The organism is Streptomyces sp. NPDC014006 (genome assembly GCF_043088925.1).
Taxonomy (GTDB): domain Bacteria; phylum Actinomycetota; class Actinomycetes; order Streptomycetales; family Streptomycetaceae; genus Streptomyces.
The window spans coordinates 126,813-148,606 of sequence record NZ_JBICAJ010000010.1 but is presented as its reverse complement, the minus strand read 5'-3'; the positions used below and the strand labels follow the sequence as shown (position 1 = coordinate 148,606).

The 21,794-nt window shown below is 73.1% G+C and carries 21 protein-coding genes and 1 pseudogene; 11 read left to right on the top strand and 11 right to left on the bottom strand.

All coding sequences use genetic code 11. The features are described from left to right. Positions 1-127 precede the first annotated feature (127 nt). A complete protein-coding gene (locus ACF1GV_RS30340; RefSeq protein ID WP_391686799.1) occupies positions 128-562 on the bottom strand; it encodes a hypothetical protein in 435 nt (144 codons plus the stop codon). A 241-nt stretch (positions 563-803) separates the two neighbouring features. Between ACF1GV_RS30340 and ACF1GV_RS30335 the strand changes: the two genes are divergently transcribed. The 6 genes from ACF1GV_RS30335 to ACF1GV_RS30310 all read left to right on the top strand — a co-directional run bounded on the left by ACF1GV_RS30335 (position 804) and on the right by ACF1GV_RS30310 (position 6,819). Beyond that, positions 804-1,979 (top strand): AI-2E family transporter, encoded by a 1,176-nt coding sequence (locus ACF1GV_RS30335; protein WP_391687302.1) that lies wholly within the window; start codon positions 804-806, stop codon positions 1,977-1,979. A 140-nt stretch (positions 1,980-2,119) separates the two neighbouring features. Next, positions 2,120-3,040, top strand: a complete 921-nt coding sequence (locus ACF1GV_RS30330; protein ID WP_391686796.1) for an NAD-dependent protein deacetylase — start codon at positions 2,120-2,122, stop codon at positions 3,038-3,040. A gap of 162 nt (positions 3,041-3,202) precedes the next feature. After that, positions 3,203-4,297 (top strand): glutamate--cysteine ligase, encoded by a 1,095-nt coding sequence (locus ACF1GV_RS30325; RefSeq protein ID WP_391686793.1) that lies wholly within the window; start codon positions 3,203-3,205, stop codon positions 4,295-4,297. A gap of 49 nt (positions 4,298-4,346) precedes the next feature. Continuing rightward, the gene (locus ACF1GV_RS30320; protein ID WP_363262883.1) at positions 4,347-4,481 is read left to right on the top strand and encodes a hypothetical protein; all 135 of its coding nucleotides are present in this window, start codon (positions 4,347-4,349) and stop codon (positions 4,479-4,481) included. 93 nt (positions 4,482-4,574) lie between these two features. Beyond that, the gene (locus tag ACF1GV_RS30315; RefSeq protein WP_391686790.1) at positions 4,575-6,203 is read left to right on the top strand and encodes an alkaline phosphatase D family protein; all 1,629 of its coding nucleotides are present in this window, start codon (positions 4,575-4,577) and stop codon (positions 6,201-6,203) included. 49 nt (positions 6,204-6,252) lie between these two features. After that, on the top strand, positions 6,253-6,819 hold the full coding sequence (locus ACF1GV_RS30310; RefSeq protein WP_391686787.1) for a phosphatase PAP2 family protein: 567 nt from the start codon (positions 6,253-6,255) through the stop codon (positions 6,817-6,819). A gap of 170 nt (positions 6,820-6,989) precedes the next feature. On the opposite strand, the gene ACF1GV_RS30305 is transcribed toward ACF1GV_RS30310, so the two are convergent. The 4 genes from ACF1GV_RS30305 to ACF1GV_RS30290 all read right to left on the bottom strand — a co-directional run bounded on the left by ACF1GV_RS30305 (position 6,990) and on the right by ACF1GV_RS30290 (position 11,029). Then, on the bottom strand, positions 6,990-7,532 hold the full coding sequence (locus ACF1GV_RS30305; protein ID WP_391686784.1) for a DUF3618 domain-containing protein: 543 nt from the start codon (positions 7,530-7,532) through the stop codon (positions 6,990-6,992). Next, positions 7,529-7,900 (bottom strand): phage holin family protein, encoded by a 372-nt coding sequence (locus tag ACF1GV_RS30300; RefSeq protein WP_361624062.1) that lies wholly within the window; start codon positions 7,898-7,900, stop codon positions 7,529-7,531. Before ACF1GV_RS30300 ends, ACF1GV_RS30305 begins: the two co-directional genes overlap by 4 nt. Positions 7,901-8,061: 161 nt before the next feature. Continuing rightward, complete coding sequence (locus ACF1GV_RS30295) at positions 8,062-9,627, bottom strand: phytoene desaturase family protein (RefSeq protein ID WP_391686781.1); 1,566 nt, start codon at positions 9,625-9,627, stop codon at positions 8,062-8,064. Positions 9,628-9,886: 259 nt separating this feature from the next. Then, the gene (locus tag ACF1GV_RS30290; RefSeq protein WP_391686779.1) at positions 9,887-11,029 is read right to left on the bottom strand and encodes a winged helix DNA-binding domain-containing protein; all 1,143 of its coding nucleotides are present in this window, start codon (positions 11,027-11,029) and stop codon (positions 9,887-9,889) included. Between the two features lie 133 nt (positions 11,030-11,162). Here ACF1GV_RS30290 and dnaN point away from each other — a divergent pair, with 133 nt between their 5' ends. Next, positions 11,163-12,302 (top strand): DNA polymerase III subunit beta, encoded by a 1,140-nt coding sequence (gene dnaN / locus ACF1GV_RS30285; protein ID WP_391686776.1) that lies wholly within the window; start codon positions 11,163-11,165, stop codon positions 12,300-12,302. 18 nt (positions 12,303-12,320) lie between these two features. On the opposite strand, the gene ACF1GV_RS30280 is transcribed toward dnaN, so the two are convergent. Both ACF1GV_RS30280 and ACF1GV_RS30275 read right to left on the bottom strand, forming a co-directional pair. Further along, entirely contained in the window at positions 12,321-13,889 is a 1,569-nt protein-coding gene (locus tag ACF1GV_RS30280; RefSeq protein WP_391686773.1) for a prenyltransferase/squalene oxidase repeat-containing protein, read from the bottom strand. Between the two features lie 81 nt (positions 13,890-13,970). Beyond that, positions 13,971-14,456, bottom strand: a complete 486-nt coding sequence (locus ACF1GV_RS30275; RefSeq protein ID WP_391686770.1) for an NUDIX domain-containing protein — start codon at positions 14,454-14,456, stop codon at positions 13,971-13,973. A 141-nt stretch (positions 14,457-14,597) separates the two neighbouring features. On the opposite strand from ACF1GV_RS30275, the gene ACF1GV_RS30270 reads away from it, so the two are divergent. Then, a complete protein-coding gene (locus ACF1GV_RS30270; protein ID WP_391686766.1) occupies positions 14,598-15,878 on the top strand; it encodes a cytochrome P450 in 1,281 nt (426 codons plus the stop codon). Here ACF1GV_RS30270 and ACF1GV_RS30265 read toward each other — a convergent pair. Both ACF1GV_RS30265 and ACF1GV_RS30260 read right to left on the bottom strand, forming a co-directional pair. After that, complete coding sequence (locus ACF1GV_RS30265; protein ID WP_391686763.1) at positions 15,843-17,009, bottom strand: ferritin-like protein; 1,167 nt, start codon at positions 17,007-17,009, stop codon at positions 15,843-15,845. The genes ACF1GV_RS30270 and ACF1GV_RS30265 overlap by 36 nt on opposite strands. 212 nt (positions 17,010-17,221) lie before the next feature. Next, positions 17,222-17,638 (bottom strand): ATP-binding protein, encoded by a 417-nt coding sequence (locus ACF1GV_RS30260; RefSeq protein ID WP_363262872.1) that lies wholly within the window; start codon positions 17,636-17,638, stop codon positions 17,222-17,224. A 279-nt stretch (positions 17,639-17,917) separates the two neighbouring features. Here ACF1GV_RS30260 and ACF1GV_RS30255 point away from each other — a divergent pair, with 279 nt between their 5' ends. Further along, entirely contained in the window at positions 17,918-18,325 is a 408-nt protein-coding gene (locus ACF1GV_RS30255; RefSeq protein WP_391686760.1) for a YciI family protein, read from the top strand. Positions 18,326-18,333: 8 nt separating this feature from the next. Continuing rightward, a complete protein-coding gene (locus ACF1GV_RS30250; RefSeq protein ID WP_391687299.1) occupies positions 18,334-19,479 on the top strand; it encodes an RNA polymerase sigma factor in 1,146 nt (381 codons plus the stop codon). Between the two features lie 20 nt (positions 19,480-19,499). Here ACF1GV_RS30250 and ACF1GV_RS30245 read toward each other — a convergent pair. Together ACF1GV_RS30245 and ACF1GV_RS30240 are read right to left on the bottom strand one after the other, a co-directional pair. Then, a pseudogene (locus tag ACF1GV_RS30245) lies at positions 19,500-19,631 on the bottom strand (cysteine hydrolase); the annotation flags it as partial. A 35-nt stretch (positions 19,632-19,666) separates the two neighbouring features. Further along, positions 19,667-20,590, bottom strand: coding sequence for an NADP-dependent oxidoreductase (locus tag ACF1GV_RS30240; RefSeq protein ID WP_391686758.1), 924 nt, complete (start codon positions 20,588-20,590; stop codon positions 19,667-19,669). 149 nt (positions 20,591-20,739) lie between these two features. Between ACF1GV_RS30240 and ACF1GV_RS30235 the strand changes: the two genes are divergently transcribed. After that, positions 20,740-21,762: a GlxA family transcriptional regulator gene (locus tag ACF1GV_RS30235; protein WP_391687296.1), complete on the top strand. Its 1,023-nt coding sequence runs from the start codon at positions 20,740-20,742 to the stop codon at positions 21,760-21,762. Positions 21,763-21,794: the final 32 nt, after the last annotated feature.

Below are 21,794 nucleotides of genomic sequence, written 5' to 3'. Positions count from 1 at the left end.
CGCCCCCCGCTGCCGGGGCCACGGCCCTGTGGGGGGGTTTATGTGGACGAGGGTGGGACGTGTTCGGGGGGGGTGGAGGGGCCGGGGCGGGGGGGGGTCCCGCCGCCGCGCCCCTCTGCCCGACCCGTCAGATGCGGCCGCCCGTGAGGCGGGTGAGCGGCCCCTGCGGGCCTCGTGACGAGCGGCGGCCCAGGGCGTAGGACGCCGCGCTGAGCGCCGTCGCACCGGCGCCGACCCCCACCGCGACGAGCTTGCGCCGGGCGATGACCGTCCATGCGGTCCTCGCCGCCGCGCCCACCTGTCCGGAGGCGGTGATCGCCGCACGTCGGCCCGCGTCGAGGCCCCGGGCCGCCGCGTTCACGGCGCCGGTCGCCTCGTCCGCGGCCCGTCCCGCCCCGGTCCTCGCGGTCGACACTCCGTCAGCGGCTTTGGCCTGCGCCCTCTTCAGGCCGCCGGAGGCCGCCGACGCGGACTCCTTGCCGGCGGTGCCACGCGACCGGGTGGCGGACGCCGGCTTCGTGGTGTCGGACTTCTGATCCGTTCCCTTGTTCGCTTGACTCATGGAGTTTCGGCTTGCCCCCGGACCACGCCCACAAACCCGGTCAGCCGTACGGACCGGATTCCGGCCTTGCTTCCGCGGCCTGTGCGGCTGCGGACACCGTGCGCGGCCACGGTCCGCGGCACCCCGAGTGCCCCACCGAGCGGGTGCCTCGCACGGCGTTGCGGTCCGCTCCCCGCCCCGATCGTGCATACGGTGCTCTGCAGGTGACCGGGCTCGCGGTGAACGAGAGGCATGCGGCGTGGTGGCGGAATCGGGTCGCGGGACGGCCGGCGAGGGGCGCGCGGGCGGCCGTGTGCTGCTGGGCAGCCGCCCCGCGCACTCCGTGCGGGTCCCGGCGCGACGCCGCCCGGTCGGCGCAACCGCTCCGGCGGCCGACCACACCGGTCCCTGGCTGCGGGCCGCCGCCGCCCACGCCTGGCGGCTGATCCTCGTCGGCATCGTCGTCTACGGCGTCTTCGCCGTTCTGGGCCGGTTCCAGATCATCGCCGTGGCCCTGTTCCTCGCCCTGGTCATCACATCGGTGCTGCGTCCGGCCACCGACCTGCTCGACCGCTTGCTGCCCCGCCCACTGGCCGTGGCCCTCGTGCTGGTCGGCAGCATCGTCGTGCTGCTCGGACTGCTCGCCCTGGTGGGGGACGCGGTGGTGAACGAGTCCTCGAAACTGGCCGACGAGTTCCGCGACGGCGTGCACCGGATCGAAGTGTGGCTGCAGCGCCCTCCGTTCCGGCTGAGTCACAGCAAACTGTCCGACTTTCAGGACGAGATCGTCCACTACCTGTCCACACACCGGGCGGGGCTTCTCAGCAGTGCCCTCAGTGGCATCAGCCGCGCCGTGGAGCTCGTCACCGGGGGCGCGCTCGCGCTCTTCGCCTCGGTCTTCTTCCTCCACTCCGGCGAACGGCTGTGGACCTGGTCGCGCGACGAGGTGGTGCCGGGCCGCGCGCGATCGGCGTGGGACCGGGCGGGCCGGGCGGCCTGGCGGGCGTTCGCCGGGTACACGCGGGGCATCATCATCGTGGCCTCCACCAACGCCGTACTCGTCGGGATCGCCCTGCTGGTCCTGGAGGTGCCCCTGGCGTTGCCGCTCGCGCTGCTGGAGTTCTTCGCCGCCTTCGTGCCACTGGTCGGCTCGCCGTTCGCGCTGGGCGTGGCGACGGTGGTGGCGCTGGCCGGGCGGGGCCCGGTCATCGCGCTGGTCGTGCTGGCGCTCATCGTGATCGTCGGGCAGTTGGAAGGGCACGTCCTGCATCCCCTGGTGATGAGCTGGGCGGTCCGCCTGCACCCACTCGTCGTGGCCGTGTCGGTCCTCGCGGGCGGCACCGTGGCGGGCGTGATCGGCGCGGTCGTGGCGGTGCCCTTCATCTCGGTCGCCTGGGCGGTGTTCCGGGCGCTGCGGCCGAGGCCTCCCGCGCGCTGACCAAGGCGCGCGGCCGCTCGCCGTGGGGGCGGGGCGCGCCGGTGGATGCCCTCGTCGAGTACCGCGCCCGCTCGATGCGGTGCCGAGGGACCGGATCGGCGAGAAGCACCGAAGACGGCCGGTTTCCGTACCCTTGCGGCATGCGCATGCGCCCGACACTGAGCTGGACCCCGCCCCATGACCTGCCGCCAGGCACCACCGATCTCCAGCCGGTCGCCGAGGCGCTGGGCTCCGGCGGCGTGCTGGTGCTCAGCGGGGCGGGCATCTCCACCGAGTCGGGCATCCCCGACTACCGGGGCGAAGGCGGCAGCCTGAGCCGGCACACGCCGATGACCTACCAGGACTTCACCGCCAGTGCTCACGCCCGGCGCCGGTACTGGGCGCGCAGCCACCTCGGATGGCGCACCTTCGGCCGTGCCCGCCCCAACGCCGGGCACCGGGCCGTCGCCGCGTTCGCACGGCACGGCCTGCTGTCCGGCGTGATCACGCAGAACGTCGACGGACTGCACCAGGCCGCCGGCAGCGACGGCGTCGTCGAACTCCACGGCAGCCTGGAGCGCGTCGTCTGCCTGTCCTGCGGCGCCTTCAGCCCGCGCCGTGAACTCGCCCGGCGGCTGGAGGAGGCCAATCCGGGGTTCGCGCCGGTGGCCGCCGGCATCAACCCCGACGGTGACGCCGACCTCACCGATGCCCAGGTCGGGGACTTCCAGGTGGTGCCCTGCACGGTCTGCGGCGGCATCCTCAAGCCCGACGTGGTGTTCTTCGGCGAGAACGTCCCGCCCCGGCGGGTCGAGCACTGCCGCACGCTGGTCGACGAGGCGGCCTCACTGCTTGTCCTGGGCTCCTCACTCACCGTGATGTCAGGGCTGCGTTTCGTCCGCCAGGCCGCCCAGGCCGGCAAACCCGTACTGATCGTCAACCGCGACCCCACCCGCGGCGACCCGCACGCCGTCACCCGCGTCGCCCTCCCTCTGGGACAGGCCCTCACCACGGTCGCACGCCGGCTGCACATCCCGGTCGCGCGCGACGCGGCAGCCGGATTGCAGTCACCCATTCTGTGACGTGATGGTCCGTTTCGGACGGGGCGCCACGTTTGGGACGACGAGGGCAAGGCACTCTTCAGCCACGGCCCCACGCGGTCGGCACGTATCAGGAACGATCGGTGTCGGGGACCGGGACATCGCACTGCCGCGAGGCGGTGCCGGGCGGTTGGGGTACGGCTGATGACAACCGTCGGTGTGGAAGAGGAGTACTTCCTGGTCGACGCGGCCACGGGACGGCTGAGTGCGTACGGCGAGAAAGTACGGGCGGCGGCCGGTCTCGAGCAGTTCGTGGCCGCCGGCGAGATCCAGCTCGAACTTCTCCAGGCACAGGTCGAGATCGCCACTCCGGTCTGTCACTCGCTGGAGGAGGCCGGCGGGCACCTGCTGCGGCTGCGGCACGCCGTGGTGGAGGCGGCCGAGAGGTTCGGCTGCCGCATCCTCGCCAGCGGCACCTCCCCGATGGTGCACGACGCTCCCGTGCAGGTCACGGACAAGGCCCGCTACAAGGCCATGCTGCGCCAGGCGCCGCAGCTCGTGGCCGAGCAGATGGTCAACGGCATGCACGTGCATGTGGCCGTGCCGAGTCGGCAGATGGGCGTAGAGGTGCTGAACCGTATGCGGCCGTGGCTCCCGACACTGACCGCCATGGGAGCGAACTCGCCGTTGTGGGACGGTGACGACACCGGATTCGCCAGTTGGCGCACCATCGTCTTCGACCGGTGGCCGGTCAGCGGCATCCCGCCGTACTTCGCGGACGACGCGGACTACGATCTGCGGGCCCAGCGCCTGCTCGCCACCGGTGTGATCGCGGACCGCGGGCAGTTGTACTGGCAGGGCAGGCTGTGCGAGCGCTACCCCACGGTCGAGATCCGCTGCGTGGACGTCCAGCCGCGCACGGACGACGCCGTGCTCTTCGCCGGCCTGGTGCGCGGCCTCGCCCTGACGGCCATGCGCGAGGCCTCGGAAGGCCGCACGGCGCCGACGCCGCACGCCGAGCTGCTGAAGGCGGCGATGTGGCAGGCCGCGCGGCACGGGCTGAGCCAGGAACTGATCGACCCCGAGGGCAGGCGCTGTCGCGCCGGTGACGTGGTGTACCAGCTCCTGGAGCATGTCGAGCCGGCGCTGACGGAAGCGGGTGACGCACGCCAGGTCACCGCACTCGTCCACCGTCTGCTGCAGCAGGGGACGGGAGCGGACCGGCAGCGTATGGCGTGGGCGCGCGGTGGACTGCCCGCGGTGATGGACATGCTCGCCGAGGCGACCGTGCTGCCGTGACGTCGCCGCGGCCGGACTTGGGTGATCGGACACAGGATCGGAGCGGGTCATGGACCAGGTGGGCGACAAGCCGGAGGAGGTGCGCAAGCACCTCGAAGAGGAACAGGCCGAGGCCGGGAAGAAGCAGCCGTCCGAGGACGCCGAACGCGAGAACAAGCATTCGACGGAAGAGAACGGGCAGTAGAGCCACCGGTGAAGGGACCGTCCGCCGCGGCGCCCTGTACGGTTCAACGGTCGTTGTTTCAACCGCAGGGTGCGACACAGGAGGTCCGTCGCCGTGGTCGAACTGTGTCTGGGGCCGCTGCTGAGGTACGCCGACAGCTCGTGCGCGACGGTGTGGGTGGAGACGAGCCGCCCGTGCGTCGCGGAGGTGCGCTGTTCGAACGGCGCGGGCGGCACGGCACCGACCTTCCAGGTCGCCGGGCATCACTACGCGCTCGTCACGGTGACCGGTCTCGAAGCGGGTACGGCACCGTCGTACGAGGTGTTTCTGGACGGCACCCCGGTGTGGCCGCTGCCCGACTCCGGTTTCCCGGCCTCCGTCATCCGGGTGCGTGCCCCCGACGACCCCGTGCGGATCACCTTCGGATCGTGCCGCTGGGCCGCTCCCCCGGCCGACGGCAAGGACCCCGTCGGCGCCGACGCCCTCGACTCGCTGGCCGGGCGGCTGGCGTCCGACCCCGACGCGCAACGCCCCGACGTCCTGCTTCTGCTCGGGGACCAGGTGTACGCCGACGAGACCAGCGAGGCGACGCGGAGCTGGCTGGCCACCCGCCGCGACCTCCAGGAGCCGCCGGGCAGTCAGGTGGCGGACTACGAGGAGTACTGCCGCCTCTACCACGAATCCTGGCTCGATCCGGAGATCCGCTGGCTGCTGTCCACCGTACCCAGCTTCATGATCTTCGACGATCACGACATCGTCGACGACTGGAACACCTCCGCCGCGTGGCTCGCCGACATGCGCACCACGAACTGGTGGCAGCAACGGCTGCTGAGCGGCCTGATGTCCTACTGGGTGCACCAGCACCTGGGCAACCTCTCCCCCGCCGAGCTGGCCGACGACGCCACGTATGCCGCCGTGCGCGCCACGCCGGAAGGCACGGACGCGGTGCGTGCCCTCGCCGAGAAGGCGGATGTGGACCCGGCCTCGGTTCGCTTCAGTTACCGGCGCGACGTCGGACGGGTCCGGGTGGCGATGGTGGACTCCCGGGCGGCGCGGGTTCTCCAGGAGGACCGCCGCGCCATGCTGGACCCGGGTACGGCCGACTGGCTGCGCGAGCAGGTGCTGGCCGACGTGGGAGCGTACGACCATCTGCTGATCGGCACCTCGCTGCCCTGGCTGCTGCCGCATCTCGTGCACGACGCCGAGGCCTGGGACGCGGCGCTGTGCTCCGGGGAGCGCGGACAGCGCTGGGCCCGCTTCGGTGAACGCCTGCGCCGGGCGGCCGACTTGGAGCACTGGGCCGCCTTCCCCCGCTCGTTCGCCGACCTCGCCGACCTGATCGCCGAGGTCGGCTCCCGGCCCGACGCGCCCGCCACGGTGTGCGTGCTGTCCGGGGACGTGCACCACGCTTACGTCGCGCAGGCCTCGTGGCGGTCCGACGGGCCCGCCCTCCCCGTCGTCCAGCTCACCTGCTCCCCGGTGCACAACTCCGTTCCCCTGTCGATGCGGCTCGGATTCCGCTTCGGGTGGAGTGCGCCGGCGCGTCTTCTGGGGCGGGTCCTCGAGCGCCATGGCCGGTGCTCCCGGCCGCCGGTGAGGTGGCGCAAGAAGGGCGGGCCGTGGTTCGGGAACCAGCTCATGACGCTGACGATGCGTGGGCGCTCGGCCCGGCTGCGTCTGGAGCGCACCGTGGCCGACACGTCACTGCGGACGGTGGACGTCCGCTCCCTCACCTCCGGCTGAGGCCGGCGCGACGACCAGGGGGCAGACAGGCTGCTTACCCTGCCCGGCTGTGGGATACCTGCTGTCCATGGACACGCTACGAGGCTTGCATCGAGTCGATGGTGAGTTGACGCGGCAGGCGGCCTGGCGCGTTCCGCCGCCGCTGGGCAAGGTGCTGTCGGGAGTCGAGGAGATCGCGGAGAGCACCAAGCTGTGGTGCGGAGCCGGCGTGGTGATGGCCTCGGTCGGGGGCCGGCGTGGCCGGAGGGCGGCCGCTGCCGGGCTGGGGGCTGTGGTGGTGGCACAGCTCGTGTCGAACGGGCTGTGCAAGCAGGTGGCCGATCGTCCTCGCCCGCCGCGGGAGTGGTTTCCCCATGACGAGGTCGACGACCGGCCCGACTCCTCGTCCTTCCCTTCCGGGCACACCGCGGCCGCGGTCGCCTTCTGCGCTGCCGTGGCACCCACCTGGCCGGTCGCGGGCCTGCTGTGCGCCGTACCGGCCGTCGCGGTGGCGCTCGAACGCGTACAGTCCGGCGCGCACTATCCCAGCGACGTCGCGGCCGGCTCGCTGATCGGTCTGGCCGGCGCGTGGCTCGTCCGGCGCAGTCCCCGCCTGCTCGTGCGCCGGCTGCTGTGAGGACGGCGTGCGGCGACGTTGACGGTGGTGGTGACGACGCCGTACGACGATCAGGCCGGAGGGCCGGCTGCACGGGTGCAGCCGGCCCTCCGTTGTCAAACGTGGGTGTCAGCCGGGGCAGGTGCCGGTCGGAGCGGCGAGGGCGGACCGGCGCGGTCGACCGCCGCCGCTCACCGCTTCCGGCGGCACAGCAGCCAGATCCCGGTCGCCGCGGCGGCCGCCAGCAGCAGCCCGCGGTTGTCCCGGACGAGCTGCCCGCCTCGGGCCGTTCCGGCCCGCACCGGCTCGGGCGCCTTGTCCTGCCACAGCCGACCGGCCCGGGCCGCTGTACCGCGAGCCTGGTCGGCGGCCTGGGCGGCCTTGTCCTTGACGGGGTCGGGCAGCTTGTCCTGCACCCGGGCGGCCGCCTCGGCGGCTTTGGCCTTCACCTCGCCGGCCTTGAGCGCCGCCTGCTGTTTCACCTCTTCGGCCTTGAGTGCCGCCTGCTCCTTCACCTGTTCGGCCTTGAGCGTCGCCTGCTCCTTCAGCTCGCCGGCCTTCGCGGCGGTCTGCTCCTTGACCTCGGCGGCCTTCTCCTGGGCGCGGGCCTTGACGTCCGTCTTGGCCGCCAGTGCCTCCACGGTCTCCCCGAGCTGCCGGCGGGTCTGCTCCACCTGTTCGTGCAGTTCCTCGGGGCCGGCGGCGGTCGGCTCGTCGTGCGGGGGCTGGGTCATCGGTGGGCACTCTCCTTGATCTCGGCCACATCGGCCTTGACGTTCTCGATGGTCTGCTGTGGCGTCGGGGGTGCGGCCCGGTCGACCTGCTTCTTCCCGGTGAGCGCCATCACCGCGGCGATCACCCCCAGGCAGGCGGTGACAATGAGGGCTGCGGCCCACACCGGCAGCGGCACCGCCAAGGCGGCGATCGCGGTGGCCACCAGGGCCTGCAGCATCAGGAACCCGACGAGGCCGGCTCCGCCGAACAGCCCACCGCCCTTGCCGTACCGCTTGCCCTTCTCCTTCATTTCCGCCTGCGCCAGGCGCAGCTCGCCGCGTACCAGCTCGGTCAGCTGCTGCGAGGCCCGCTGCACCAGCTCGGCCACCGGCTCACCACCCGATGTGTGCGGCCCGGGGCCGGTAGGGGGTTGCGTACTCGGCACGACGATCACCTCCCGTCTCTCGCTTCGTCTGCCGCCGGACGGTGCCGTGGCACCGCCCGGTGCGCGCGCGAGTACCCGCATCGGACCGGTTCAGCGCCGCCGTCTCATTCGCCGAGGACGGCCATCGCGGCGTTGTGGCCGGGGATGCCGCTCACACCGCCTCCGCGCACGGCTCCGGCGCCGCACAGCAGGACGTTGGGGTAGGCGGTCTCCACGCCCCAGCGTCCCGTCTCCTCGGTCGCGTGCGGGAAGGCCAGCGAGCGGTGGAAGATGTTGCCGCCGGGCAGCCGCAGCTCCCCCTCCAGGTCGAGCGGTGTTTTGGCCTCGACGCAGGGGCGGCCCTCCTCGTCGAGCGCGAGGCAGTCGGCGATGGGCTCGTCGAGCACCGAGTCCAGCTCGGCCAGGGCCGCCTTGGTGAGAGCGTCGCGGGCGCCCTCGTTGTCCTCGACGAACAGCCTCGCCGGGACGTGCAGCCCGAACATCGTCAGGGTGTGGTGGCCTTGCTCGGCCAGTTCGGGGCCGAGGATGGTCGGATCGGTCAGCGAGTGGCAGTAGATCTCCGACGGCGGCGCGGACGGCAGCCGGCCTGCGGCGGCCTCCCGGTAGGCGCGCGCCAGCTGGTCGTAGCTCTCGGAGATGTGGAAGGTACCGGCGAACGCCTCCTTCGGATCGACGGCGGTGTCCCGCAACCGGGGCAGGCGGCGCAGCAGCATGTTGACCTTGAGCTGGGCCCCTTCGGCGGGTTCGGCGACGGTGTCGCCGAGCATCGCGGCCAGGGCCTCGGGCGAGGCGTTCACCAGGACCTTGTGGGTGCCGACGGTGGCCTCGCCGGACCCGTCGTCGTACGTGACCGAGCTGAGCCGCTCGTCGGGCTCGATCCGGACGACCTCGTGGCCGGTGACGAGCTCGGCTCCGGCTTCCCGGGCCACCCGGGCCAGCTCTCCGGTGAGAGCGCCCATGCCGCCGACCGGCACGTCCCAGTCGCCGGTCCCGCCGCCGATGACGTGGTAGAGGAAGCAGACGTTCTGGGCCAGCCCGGGATCATGCGCGTCGGCGAACGTGCCGATGAGCCCGTCGGTGAGGACGACGCCGCGCACCACGTCGTCCTGGAAGCGGTCCTCGATGGCCATACCGAGGGGCTCCTCGAACAGCATCCGCCAGGCCGCGTCGTCGCCGATGCGGGCCCGCAGCTCCTTCCGAGTGGGCAGCGGCTCGGTGAGGGTGGGGAACACGCGCTGCGCGACTCGCGCGGTCATGCCGTAGAAGTCCCGCCAGGCGGTGTACTCGGCGTCGGAGCCGGTGAACTCCCGGAAGGCGGCCCGGGTCCGCTCCTCGCCGCCGCCGACCAGCAGGCCGGTGGCCCGCCCGTCACGGACGGCCGGGGTGTACGACGAGATGGACCGCTTGCGCACCTGGAAGCGCAGCCCGAGCTCGCTGACGATCTTCGCGGGGAGCAGGGACACGAGGTAGGAGTAGCGCGACAGCCGCGCGTCGACCCCGGCGAAGGCGCGGGTCGACACCGCCGCGCCGCCCGTGGTGCCGAGCCGCTCCAGCAGGAGCACGGAGCGCCCGGCGCGGGCCAGATAGGCGGCGGCGACCAGACCGTTGTGGCCACCGCCGACGATGACGACGTCGTAGACGTCTCGGGAGATCCGGGGGTTGCGAGGCATGTCTCTTGCTAACACGCGGGGAGTGCGTTGTCACCGGCGCTTGCTCTCGTCCGCTCCCCCGACGGCGCCGTCCTGGCGGCTGTGGAGCGACGGCTGCTCCGCGGGCCTGCGCGAGCGGGGCTGCGCGAGCGGGGCTGCGCGAGCGGGGCTGCGCGATGTCGTGTGGGAGAGGGACCAAGAGTGGAAGCAGATCTCACCTCGCTGATACGTCACAGCGGAACCGCTGTGTGCCGACGGGCCGCGCCTCGAAGTTCCGGCGCTACGCCCTGACCGTGCGGGTCTCGACGCCGGGGAAGCCTTTCTCCCACCAGTGACCGTAGTACCGGTAGACCGCGGGATCGCGCGGCGCGAGCAGTGCGGACAGCTTCTCCGCCTCCTCGGTCAGACCGCGCCAGGCGGTCCGGCTCAGCCGGTGGAAGGCGGTCAGCTCCACCCCGTCGCCATGTGTACGCCATACTCCGGCGACCTGCCCGTCGACGAGCAGGCACGGGAGGGTGTCGCCGTTGCGCCGGGCGATCAGCGGCCGGTACTCCTCGGGGACGAGCCGTCCGGGGCCGGCGTGGGCCAGCAGCACGCTGTCCCACATCGGCAGCAGTCGTGGCGGCGCCGGGGTGTCCTCGGCCGGTACGGGGGCGGCGTCCGCCACGTCGAACAGGGGGGCGCGGCCCGGGCCCGCCAGGCGGACGAGCTGGTCATCGAGCTCGTGCACCGCCTGCGTGATCACCGCGCGGGTGAGCAGGGTGAAGCGGGCGAAGTCCCCCGCCGATGCGGGGCCGAACGCCCGTAGGTAGGCGAGCAGCAGCAGCCGCACGCCCGCGGCAGCCTCCTGCGGCCCGGGGGCGAAAGCGGCCGGGGCCGCGCGGTAGGCGTTGCGCTGCATGAACGACCAGGGACCACCGGTCGGCGCGTGGTGTACCGGCGCGAAGGTGCGCAGCGCCCACCACACGCGGTGCGCGTGCTCGCCGAACCGTGCGGTGACCTCCTCCCGCACCTCTGCGCCGGTGCGGGGGTGCGCCAGGAAGCGGGCGAGCTCGGGCAGCAGCGCGTCGGCGTCGGCGGGGGTCAGCCCCGTCGTGGTGAAACGGCGGTCGTACAGCCGGGCCGACCGCAGCGTGCCCAGCATGGCCGCGCGGAAGGGCGCGTAGTCCTCGGCGTGCACGGCGTGCAGCGTGATCCGCATCAGGGTCGCCTTCACGATCCGGCGGTCCGCGAACGCGGCGTCGAGGTCTTCGGGCGCGAAGTCCCGCACGCGGTTCCACAGGGCCAGGTACGGCGACGCCGGTGCCTGCGCCTGGAGAGCGCAGACCCGGCGGACCGCCTCGACGACGTCGAGGGACCGGCGTTCGAGCAGGAACTGACGGTCCAGGGTCGCCAAGGCGAGGTGCCGCGCGGTGAGTTTCACCCTGGGATTGTGCCGTGCCGGCCCGGGACGCCACTGCCGCACCCCCGAAGCGGCAGCGCATCAGCCCGGCGTTGTCAGTGGCGGCGTATAGCGTGCGCGGTCAACTGGTGTCGGGTGACGGGGAGTAGGACAGATGCGGTTCCGGATCGAACGCGACGTTCTCATGGAGGCGGTGACCTGGGCGGCCAAGTCGCTGCCCACCCGGTCGCCGGTGCCCGTGCTGGGCGGCCTGATGCTCGACGCGGGGCAAGGGCGGCTGCGTGTCTCGGGGTTCGACTACGAGGCGTCGGCGAAGATCGAGGTTCCGGCGGAGACGGCGGACGCGGGGCAGGTGCTCGTGCTGGGGCGCAGACTCCTGGACATCTGCCGGGTACTGCCCGACGCGGTGGTGGCGTGCGCGGTGGAGGGCACACGTTTCACCGTCGAGGCCGGCGGTACGCGTTTCGGTCTGTCGACCCTGCCCAGGGAGGAGTACCCGGCCCTCCCCGGGCTTCCCCCGTCACGCGGAACGGTGGATGCGGCCCGGTTCACCGCGGCGGTTGCGCAGGTGGCGATCGCCGCGGGCCGTGACGAGTCGCTCCCGGTGCTCACCGGGATCCAGATGCGGCTGGACGGCGGGTCCATCACGCTGGCCGCGTCGGACCGCTACCGGTACGCGGTGCGCACCGTGTCGTGGAAGCCGGAGACGGCGGACACGGACGTGGTGGAAATCGTGGTGCCCGGTCGCAGACTGGCCGAGATCTCCCGTTCGCTGGCCAAGGCGGGCATCATCCGGATCGGGCTGAGCGGCCCCGGCGACTCGGGGGCCGGGCTGATCGCTTTCGAAGGTGACGGCATGCACACGACGGTGCGGCTCCTCGACGGACGACTGCCGCGCTACGACACGTTGTTCGCCCTGGACGGTCCTGCGGTGGCCGTCACCGACCGGGAGGCGCTCGCCGAGGCCGTCCGCCGTGTCTCGGTCGTGGCCGAGCCGAACAGCCCCATCCGGCTGGAATTCTCCGCCCGGGGGACCGTCCTGCTGCAGGCCGGCTACGCGGACGATGTCGCCTCACAGCAGGTCGCCGCCACGCTCGGCGGCGCCGATGAACTGGCCGTCGCCTTCAACCCCGCGTATCTGCTGGAGGCCCTCCAGTCCTTCGACGCGTCGCAGGTGCGCTTCGAACTCCTCGGGTCCGGCCGGCGGACGCTGCTCAGCGCCGCACCGCAGGCGGACGGGGCCGACGGCGAGGACCAGCGGCACCTGCTGATGTCGGTGCGGCAGCTGAGCTGAGAGGCGCAGACGGCCGGTCTACGGTCGCGGTCGTCGCGCAGTGCCCGCGGCCGTGGGCGCTGTGGCGTGGGCCAGGGCGAGCAGGACGAAGACGTCCGCCAGGACGGGTACGTCGAACAGCAGGGGACGAGGGCCCGCCTGGTCGGGCCGGCTGCGGTAGCCGCCGTCGGGCTGTTGCCGGGCGACGAGGTGGGCGAGCGCACGGTCGCGTGCGGTGCGGTGCCCGGGCAGGCTGCTGAGGGCGATGACGGCGTAGGCCGTGGTGATCGGGTCACTGCTGTCGCCGCGAGTGTGCCCCCAGCCGCCGTCCGGGTGCTGCGTGGCGGCCAGGTGGCGCAGCGCCCGCTCGGCCGCCTCCGTGAAGGCGGGCGTCTCGGGGTCGTCCGGGTCCGTGCAGCGCAGCGCGAGCACCGCGCGGAAGATCGCGTTCGTGGCGCTGCGGCTCCAACTGCGCTCGAACGTGCCGTCGGCCTGCTGATGCGCCGCGACGTGGCGGACGGCCGCACGGACTGCTTCCCCATGACAGGGGTTGGGGGCCAGCGCGGTGGCCGCGGCCGCCGTCATGGCGATCTCGGAGCAGGTGCCGCGGGCGAAGGTGGGGAAGCCTCCGTCGGGGTTGCGGACGTCGAGCAGGTACGCCTCCGCCGCGCCGATGGCGGCCCGGTGGCGCTCGGGCGCCGCCCGGCGCAGGAACTCCAGTGCGTAGCAGGTGTCGTCGACGTCGCTCTGCCGGACACCGGGGTGGAAGCCGAAGCCGCCGTCCGCGTTGCGGCGGACGGCCAGGGCGTCGGCCATGGCGGGCACTTCGGCGGCGGTCGGCTCGAGGCGGCACAGGGCGAGCCCCGCGACCGCGGTGGCGAAGAGGTCCAAGCCGTCGACGAAGGGGACGCCGCCGTCCGGACGCAGCCGGCCGGCGACGTGCTTGAGGGTGTCACGCAGGGCGGCGCGGTGACGTGGGCAGTGGCGCAGGGCGAGCAGCGCGAGCAGCTGTGCGAAGTTGTTGCGTTCCCAGGCAGGGCCTGGTTGCAGGGCCGGCAGGAGGGCGTGCCAGTCGGCGTCGTTCACCATGGTGGTGCGGTGGGTGCCGTGGGCGGTGAGCACCTTCAACGCCGTCATCTCCATGTGCAGCCAGCTCTGCTGGCCCGTGGCGTCGTACGCCTCCCAGGGGACGGCGGGGTACTCGGTCGCGCCGAGTGCGGCGAGGAGGGTCTGGAACATCAGCTGCTTGCGGCCGGCGGTGAAGTGGTCGAAGGCGCCGAGTCCGTCGCGCAGTGCTCCTTCCGCGTCGCAGTGCCGGCCGAGGGCGGCGTGGGCGACAGCGCGCTGCAGTGCGTCCGGCGGGTCGTTGTGCAGGGTCGTGCGCAGGAAGGCGGTGAGGCGGCGGGCCGCTTCCGGTTCGGCGTGTTCCGCGTTGAGCAGGGCGAGCGTGAGCGCGGATTCCAGGACCCTGCTCGCGCAGGGGGCGGGCAGCAGGCCGTCCGGGCCGACGGCGGTGACGACCCGCCGGGCCAGCCGGTTCCGGCAGCGGGTGACGGCGGCGTGGAGGTGCGTGGGCGTCGTGCCCGTGGGTGTCGGAGATGCAGTCACGGTGTCTTTCTCGCGTCGGGCGGGTGGGGATACCCGGACAGGGGCGGGTGGTGGGGCGGGTGCGTGCGGCGTGGCTCGGGGTCAGCCGAACAGGCGGGTCAGGACGCGGTGTCCCTCGGGGACGAAGGAGCTCGGCATCCGCGCGAGCAGCCGGTGCGGCGGGACGAAGAAGTGCTCGGCGATCTCCCGCGGGTCCACGCGCAGTGCGGTCGGGATCTCGGCCAGATGCACGGTGAGCCAGCAGTCGCCGACAGGAGACGCGCACCGGGTGTGCAGCACCTGGCGCGGTGCGGCAAGGATGCCCAGCTCCTCGTGCAGTTCGCGGACGGCCGCCTCCCGGTAGCTCTCCCCGGCTCGGGGGCAGCCGCCGACGAGGATGTCGTGGTGGCCCGGGTAGACCGCGGCTTCCGCGGATCTGCGGTAGACCAAGAGACGTCGCGCGGGGTCCACGCACACGGTCGCGGCGACCCGGTAGCACAGGCCCTGAGCGGCGGCGCCACCGCGAGGGCCGCACGCCACGGGGCGGTCGTCCGCGTCCACGTAGTCCACGGTTTCCAGTGCCGTCACGCCGGTGTCCTCAGCTGCCGATGCCCGTTCCGCCTGCGGATACTACTGCAGGTGATGGCAGGGATTCGCAGGGTAATATGCCGGCCTGCCGCCGCGGTGCCGTCGTACGGGTGCCGCCGTATCGTCCGACTCGGGAGCGCCATGACCCTCGACGAAGCCAAGAGCCCGCCGGTGCAGTCGTCGAACAACATGATCGAACTGCTGCGGGAGGCCGCCGAGGACGGTCCGCTGACCGCTTTGCGCATCGGTGACCGGCCCTGTGTCCTCGTCACGGGTCCCGAGCAGACGCAGCAGGTCCTGGCCAGACGCCCGGACGTGTACGTCAAGCGCGGGCACCGCGCCCGGCGGCTGCTCGGCGACGGTCTGATCTCCGCCACGGGTGAACCCTGGAAAAGCCAACGCAGGCTGCTGCAGGCGCAGTTCACCGTGGCCGGGACGAAACGCTGGGGCCAGCACATCGCCGCGGCCGCCGAGCGCATCGCCCACCGCTGGGAGACCGCCGTCACCGCCGCCACACCCGTGGACGTCGGACAGGACATGCGATTCTTCGCCCTCGACACCATCTGGCGCTCCCTGACCGGCGCCGCCCTGGACGAGGTGACACAGCGCGAACTCGACGCCGTCGACACGGTGGTCGCCTCACTGCCCACCACCGCCGGTGGCGCGAGCGACCCGTCGCTCGCCGTGGACGCCGCCCTGCGGCAGATCGACATCACCGCACACCGCGTCATCGCCTCGGCCCGGGCCCACCGCGCGCGGGAGACGTCCGACCGCTCCCCCACGTTGCTCGGGCTGCTCCTCGACGCGTCCGAGGGCGACCCGCACTACACGGACCGGCTCATCCGCGACGAACTGGTGACGCTGCTCGTCGCCGGTCACGAGACGACGGCCCAGACGCTGTGCTGGCTGTTCGTCCTCCTCGACCGGCACCCGGACGTCCACGAGCAGTTCCTCACCGCCTACGCCGCCGCACCGGACACCGCACGGCGCGACGCCCTGCTCGGCGCCCTGGTCCAGGAGACGCTCCGGCTGTATCCGGCCGTCTGGCTCATCCCGCGGCACGCCGCGGAGGACGACGTACTCGACGGGCATCCGGTCGCCGCCGGCACGAGTGTCCTGGTCTGCCCGTATCTCACCCACCGCATCCCGGCCCTGTGGCCGGACCCCGAACGCTTCGACCCGTCCCGTTTCCTGCCGGGGGGCGAGCGCCCCACCCACCCGGCCGCGTTCCAGCCGTTCGGCATCGGAGCCCGGGCCTGCCTCGGACAGCACTTCGCCCTCCGGGAGACGGTCACGCTGCTGCGCCTGCTGCTGCCCGCCTACCGCCCGAGCCTCACCCCTGCGCCCCGCACGGCCGTCTTCGGCGCGAACCTGCGGCCTCAGGGGTCACTTCGGGCAACCCTCACCCGGGTCTCCCTCTGACGCGGGTGCCATGTGCGGCGGCTGGTGGAGCACGTGGAACTGGGGTCCGTACGTGCTCCGGGTGCCGGGGATCTCGGTCTCCATCAGCCGCACGGCGGGCTCTTCCATGCCGCGCATGGCGTGGACGGCCGCGCCCAGGGCGCGGGGGCCGCCGTCTGCCCAGGCCGCGTCGAGGGCGTCCAGGACGGTGGTGTAGCCGGTGTCGAACCTGTGCAGGAGCTGCTGGACGGGCGCCGGCGGCCGGGGCCAGCCGCCCGCCGGGACCCGGGCCATCGGGCGCGCGTCGGGGAAGGGGACGGGCGGGCCGGTGAACGTCCAGCCCGCGGGGGTCTCCCGCAACTGGCGGCCGTGGTAGATCTCGCTGAAGGCGTAGTAGTGGGCCGGGTGGTCGTCGTCGAAGGAGTCGGCCGGGGACCGGCTCGTGCCCTCGCCCTGCTCCCTGATGATGTCGAGGGAGCGCTCGGCCTCGAGAAGGGTCTCGGCCGGCCTCAGTTCGTCGGAGCCGATGCGCACGTTCAGCTGTCCACGCCCCGACAACCGCGGGGCCACGGTCCGGAAGCCCTTCAGCAGGTCGCCGTAGAAGGCGCCGACGGTGGGCGCGGCGCGGCCACCGCGTGCGAGTGATTCCTCGGGGGCCTCGATGGCCATCATCACGTCGTGCACGAAGGACCTGGTGAGGCCCGAGAGGTACAGGGTCACACCGGTGCGGACGCCGCCGGGCAGCGGGCCGGGATAGGTGGGCGCCGCGGCCTTGATCCGGGGCTGCCCGCCCACGGCCACCAGCAGGTTGCACACCATGCCCAGGTGGTACATCTCGTCGTCGATGATGCGCCGGATCAGCCGTGCGGCCTCCGAGCCGCGGTCCCTGACGGACCACCAGCCGCACAGGTACGGCGGGATGGCGGACAGTTCCAGCTCCACGGCGACCTGAAGGGCCGATCTGAGCCAGTCGATGCCGCGGCCGGCCTCGGGCACCGCCAGCAGGCGCGCCACGGAACCCAGCGGCGCCGGCTCGGGTGGTCCGGTGTGGGGCCCCGCGGCGGCCGAGGCCGCATCGGCCCCCGCGGTGACCGACGCACCGGCCGCCACGGCGGCGGTGGCCAGAAAACTCCTGCGCTTGAACGGAGCCACAGCCGGCGTCTCCGCGTCTTCCCTCGCACCCGCCACACTCGCCTCGGCTCACAGTCGTGGCCCCGCCTCGGCTGGAGGCGTTCGGGGCCCTCGGAACAGCTCGCGAAACTAGCAAGGATCACCGCGGACGAGGGGCTTGACGGACGTGAGCGGCGCCTCCACCACCCTGTCGGTCCAACCCGGCGCAGTGCCGGAGGCGGTCCGCCCCCGTGTCAGCGCTCCTGTCGGGACGGCGGGCGGAAGCAGGCGATGACGCTCTTGCCGTGCGGGCAGGACTTGGCCGCCCAGTGGTCGGCCAGCGCGTCCATGAGCAGCATGCCGCGGCCGCCGGTCTGGAGCGCGTCGGGCTGGCGGGGAGCCGGCAGCACGGGTGAGGAGTCGTGCACGGCGACGTGCAGGCACTGGCCGTCCCAGGACATCACGAGCTGGGCGGAGCTGTGCCCGTGCACGTGCGCGTTGGTCACCAGTTCCGACACGATCAGCAGGACGTCGTCCGCCGTATCGGGTGCGCTGCTGGTCCAGCCGAGTTCGTCCAGATGGGCCCGCGCCCAGTCGCGTGCCGTCTTCACCTGACTGCTGAGCGGCAATGAGCGTGCCCAGCCCACCGCGCGAAGCGAACGTCCGTCCACGTTTTTTCCTGCCTGTGCCGATGTCACGGGGTCGACTGTGCGGCTACCCGCGCAGGGCGCGGGTAGCCATTGCGACTTCGGGTGGTCACGGGTTCGCTTGTTCGAGTGGTGCGGCCCTCCCCGGCGGGCCCGTCACGACGGTGCCGGGGACGCCTTCCATGAAGTCCCTGAAAAATCGCCGAGAAAAATTCCGGCGGCGATGTCGAGAACTCGAGACTTGCTCCGTCCCCGGGGTGAACGCGACCACAATGGTCCGCACCTGTACCGAGGAGACCGACCATGGCCAAGTACCTGCTGCTCAAGCACTACCGCGGCGCTCCGGAGCCGGTGAACTGCGCACCGATGGACCAGTGGGCCCCGGAGGAGGTCACGGCGCACATGCAGTACATGCACGAGTTCGCGGCCCGGCTGGAGAAGACGGGCGAGTTCGTCGACGCTCAGGCGCTCGCGCCCGAGGGGATGTGGGTCCGCTACGACGGTGAGGGGCGCCCGCCGGTCACCGACGGCCCGTTCGCCGAGACCAAGGACCTGATCGCCGGCTGGATGGTGATCGACGTCGACAGCGAAGCGCGCGCCCTCGAACTGGCCGGGGAACTGTCCGCCGCGCCCGGCGCCGGCGGCAAGCCCATCCACGAGTGGCTGGAGGTGCGCCCCTTCCTCGCCGCGCCGCCCACCATCACGGAGTGACCGCCTCCATGGACGAGGCCCTGCTGCGCAGCCTCACCCCGAGCGTGCTCGCCGTCCTCGTCCGCCGCGGAGCCGATTTCGCGGCGGCCGAGGACGCCGTCCAGGAGTCGCTGGTCGAGGCGGTCCGCGTCTGGCCGGCCGACCCTCCGCGGGATGCGAAGGGCTGGCTGGTCACCGTGGCCTGGCGCAAGTTCCTGGACGCGGTCCGCTCGGACGCCGCCCGCCGCCGGCGCGAGGAGGTCGTCGACGGCGAGCCGGCGCCCGGGCCGGCGCCGGAGGTGGACGACACGCTCCAGCTCTACTTCCTGTGCGCCCATCCGTCCCTGACTCCCGCGTCCGCCGTCGCGCTCACGCTGCGCGCCGTCGGTGGCCTGACCACCCGCCAGATCGCCCAGGCCTACCTGGTGCCGGAGGCGACCATGGCGCAGCGGATCAGCCGCGCGAAGCGGACCGTGTCCGGCGTGCGGTTCGAGCAGCCCGGGGACGTGGCCACCGTGCTGCGGGTCCTCTATCTGGTCTTCAACGAGGGCTACTCCGGTGACGTCGACCTGGCCGCCGAGGCGATCCGGCTCACCCGGCAGCTCGCGGCCCATGTCGATCACCCGGAGGTGGCGGGCCTGCTCGCCCTCATGCTGCTGCACCACGCCCGGCGTGCCGCACGCATCGCCCCGGACGGCAGCCTGGTCCCCCTCGCCGAGCAGGACCGGGCCCGCTGGGACACCGCGTCGATCGCCGAAGGCGTGGGGATCCTGCAGGCGGCGCTCGCGCGCGACCGGCTGGGCGAGTTCCAGGCCCAGGCCGCCATCGCCGCGCTGCACGCCGACGCGCCCGCGGCCGAGGAGACCGACTGGGTGCAGATCGTCGAGTGGTACGACGAGCTGGTGCGGCTCACGGACAGCCCGCTGGTCCGTCTCAACCGCGCCGTCGCCGTAGGTGAGGCGGACGGACCGCGCGCCGGTCTGGCGGCGCTAGCGGACCTCGACCCCAGGCTTCCCCGGCACGCCGCGGTGGCCGCCCACCTGCACGAGCGCGACGGCGACCTCACGACAGCGGCGCGGCTGTACGCCGAGGCGGCCCGCAAGGCGCCCAACCTGGCGGAACGCGACCACCTCACCCGTCAGGCCGCCCGGCTCAACGCCCGCCTGCGCGGCTGACGTGCGGCGGTCACTCCCCCCTGCTTGACGACGACCGTCTCGCCGTCCACGGGTGCGAGACGGCGGTGGATCCGGCCGATCTCGGCCCGGATGTCGTACGGCGTGCCCTCGCCGCCGTCGTTGACCCGGGCCGGGTGGCGAACTCGCGCTCCCGGGCCCGGGCGACCTCGCGTCCCCTGTCCCCGGGTCAGGCGACCGTGAGGACGATCTTGCCGGTCGTGCGGCCCTGCTCACCGATCTCGTGCGCCTTCGCGGCCTGCGCGAGCGGCAGGACCGTCTCGACCACCGGCTTGAGCGCGCCCCGCTCCACCAGGGCGGCGATCTCGCGCAGTCCCAGGTGGTCGGGCTCGACCAGCATCCAGGCCGCCCGCACCCCGTCGCGGGCGGCCGGGACGTCGTCCGGGCCGGGCAGGGTGATCAGCCGGCCGCCGTCCCGGAGCACCGCCAGGGAGCGTTCGGCCGTCTCCCCGCCCAGGCCGTCCAGGACCACGTCGACATCGCTCACGACGTCCTCGAAGCGCACCGCGCGGTAGTCGACCACCTCGTCCGCGCCCAGCCGCCGCACCAGGTCGTGCTTGGCGGCACTGGCCGTGCCGATGACGTGGGCGCCGCGCGCCTTGGCGATCTGCACCGCGAAGTGGCCGACCCCGCCGGCCGCCGCGTGCACCAGCACCCGCTCACCTGGACGCACGTCCGCCGTGTCCACCAGGGCCTGCCAGGCGGTGAGCGCGGCCAGCGGCAGCGCCGCCGCCTCGGCATGGGTCAGGTTCGCGGGCTTCGGGGCGAGGTGCCGGGCCGGTGTGACGACGTACTCGGCGTAGGCGCCCGCCTGGCGGGGAAACAGCGGCATGCCGAAGACCTCGTCTCCGGGACGGAAGATCCCCACACCGGGCCCGGCGGCCTCGACGGTCCCGGACACGTCCCAGCCGACGGCCGGCACGGCGCCCCACGCGATGAGGCCCCCACTGGCCCGGGTCTTCCAGTCCACCGGGTTCACTCCGGCCGCGTGTACCCGCACCAGGACCTCGCCCAGGCCGGGCTCCGGGCGCTCCACCTCACGCTCGACGAGGGCCTCGGGACCGCCCCACTGCTCCACGACCACTGCACGCATGCTGTCCGTCTCTCTTCCGTGTTCGATCAGCTCGGCGCCGGGGGTTCCCGGCGCGACGCAGACAACTGTGTGACACGGGGACCGGACGCAGGATTGGCCGTCCGGCCACTATGTGACAGGATCTGGCCATGAGCACAGTGCAGGGGATCATGACCGGAGCCGAGCGGGACCGGGCGCAGGGGTCGCCGCGGCCGCACCGGGTCGCCGTGCTCGCCCTGCCCGGGGTACCGCCCTTCGAGCTCGGCATCCCCTCCCGCGTCTTCGGCAGCGTGCAGGACGCCGAGGGCCGCCCGCTCTACGACGTGACGGTCTGCACCGCCGACGGCGCCCCCGTGCCCAGCGACGCCGGTTTCACCGTGCAGCCCGCGGCCGGACCCGAGGCTCTGGCCGCCGCGGACACCGTGATCGTCCCGCCCACGCACGCCATGCCCGAGCTGGGCCGCGGCGGCCCACTGCCCCCGGAGGTCACCTCGGCCATCGCCGGCATCCGGCCCGGGACCCGGCTCGTGTCCATCTGCACCGGCTCCTACGTGCTCGCTGCGGCCGGTCTGCTCGACGGCCGCCCGGCCACCACCCACTGGAACCTGGCGCCGGAGTTCCGCCGGGCCTACCCCAAGGTCAGGGTGGACGAGGACGTCCTCTTCGTCGACGACGGCGACGTGCTGACCTCGGCGGGCGTGGCAGCGGGCGTCGACCTGTGCCTGCACCTGATCCGCCGCGACCACGGCGCGGCCACCGCCAACCGGGCCGCGCGCATGTGCGTCGTACCGCCGTGGCGGGACGGCGGGCAGGCCCAGTACATCGACCGCCCGGTCCCCGAGCCCACCCTGGCCGGCACCACGGCGACCCGTGCCTGGGCGCTGGAGCACCTGGACGAGCCGCTCTCGCTCGCCCAGCTCGCCGAGCACGCCCGGATGAGCCTGCGCTCCTTCACCCGGCGCTTCCGCGACGAGGTCGGCATGACCCCGGTGCAGTGGCTCACCGCCCAGCGTCTGGAGCTGGCCAAGCAGTTGCTGGAAACGACGGATCTGACCATCGACCTCGTCGCGCACCGGGCCGGCTTCGGTTCGGCGAACTCCCTGCGCGCGCACATGCGGGCGGCTTTCGGGGTCTCACCCGCCGCCTACCGGCGGGCGTTCAGCCCCCGCCACGCGGCCGCGGTGCGGGGTTGACCCGTCGGCCCTGCGTCTTGGTCGATCCGCCC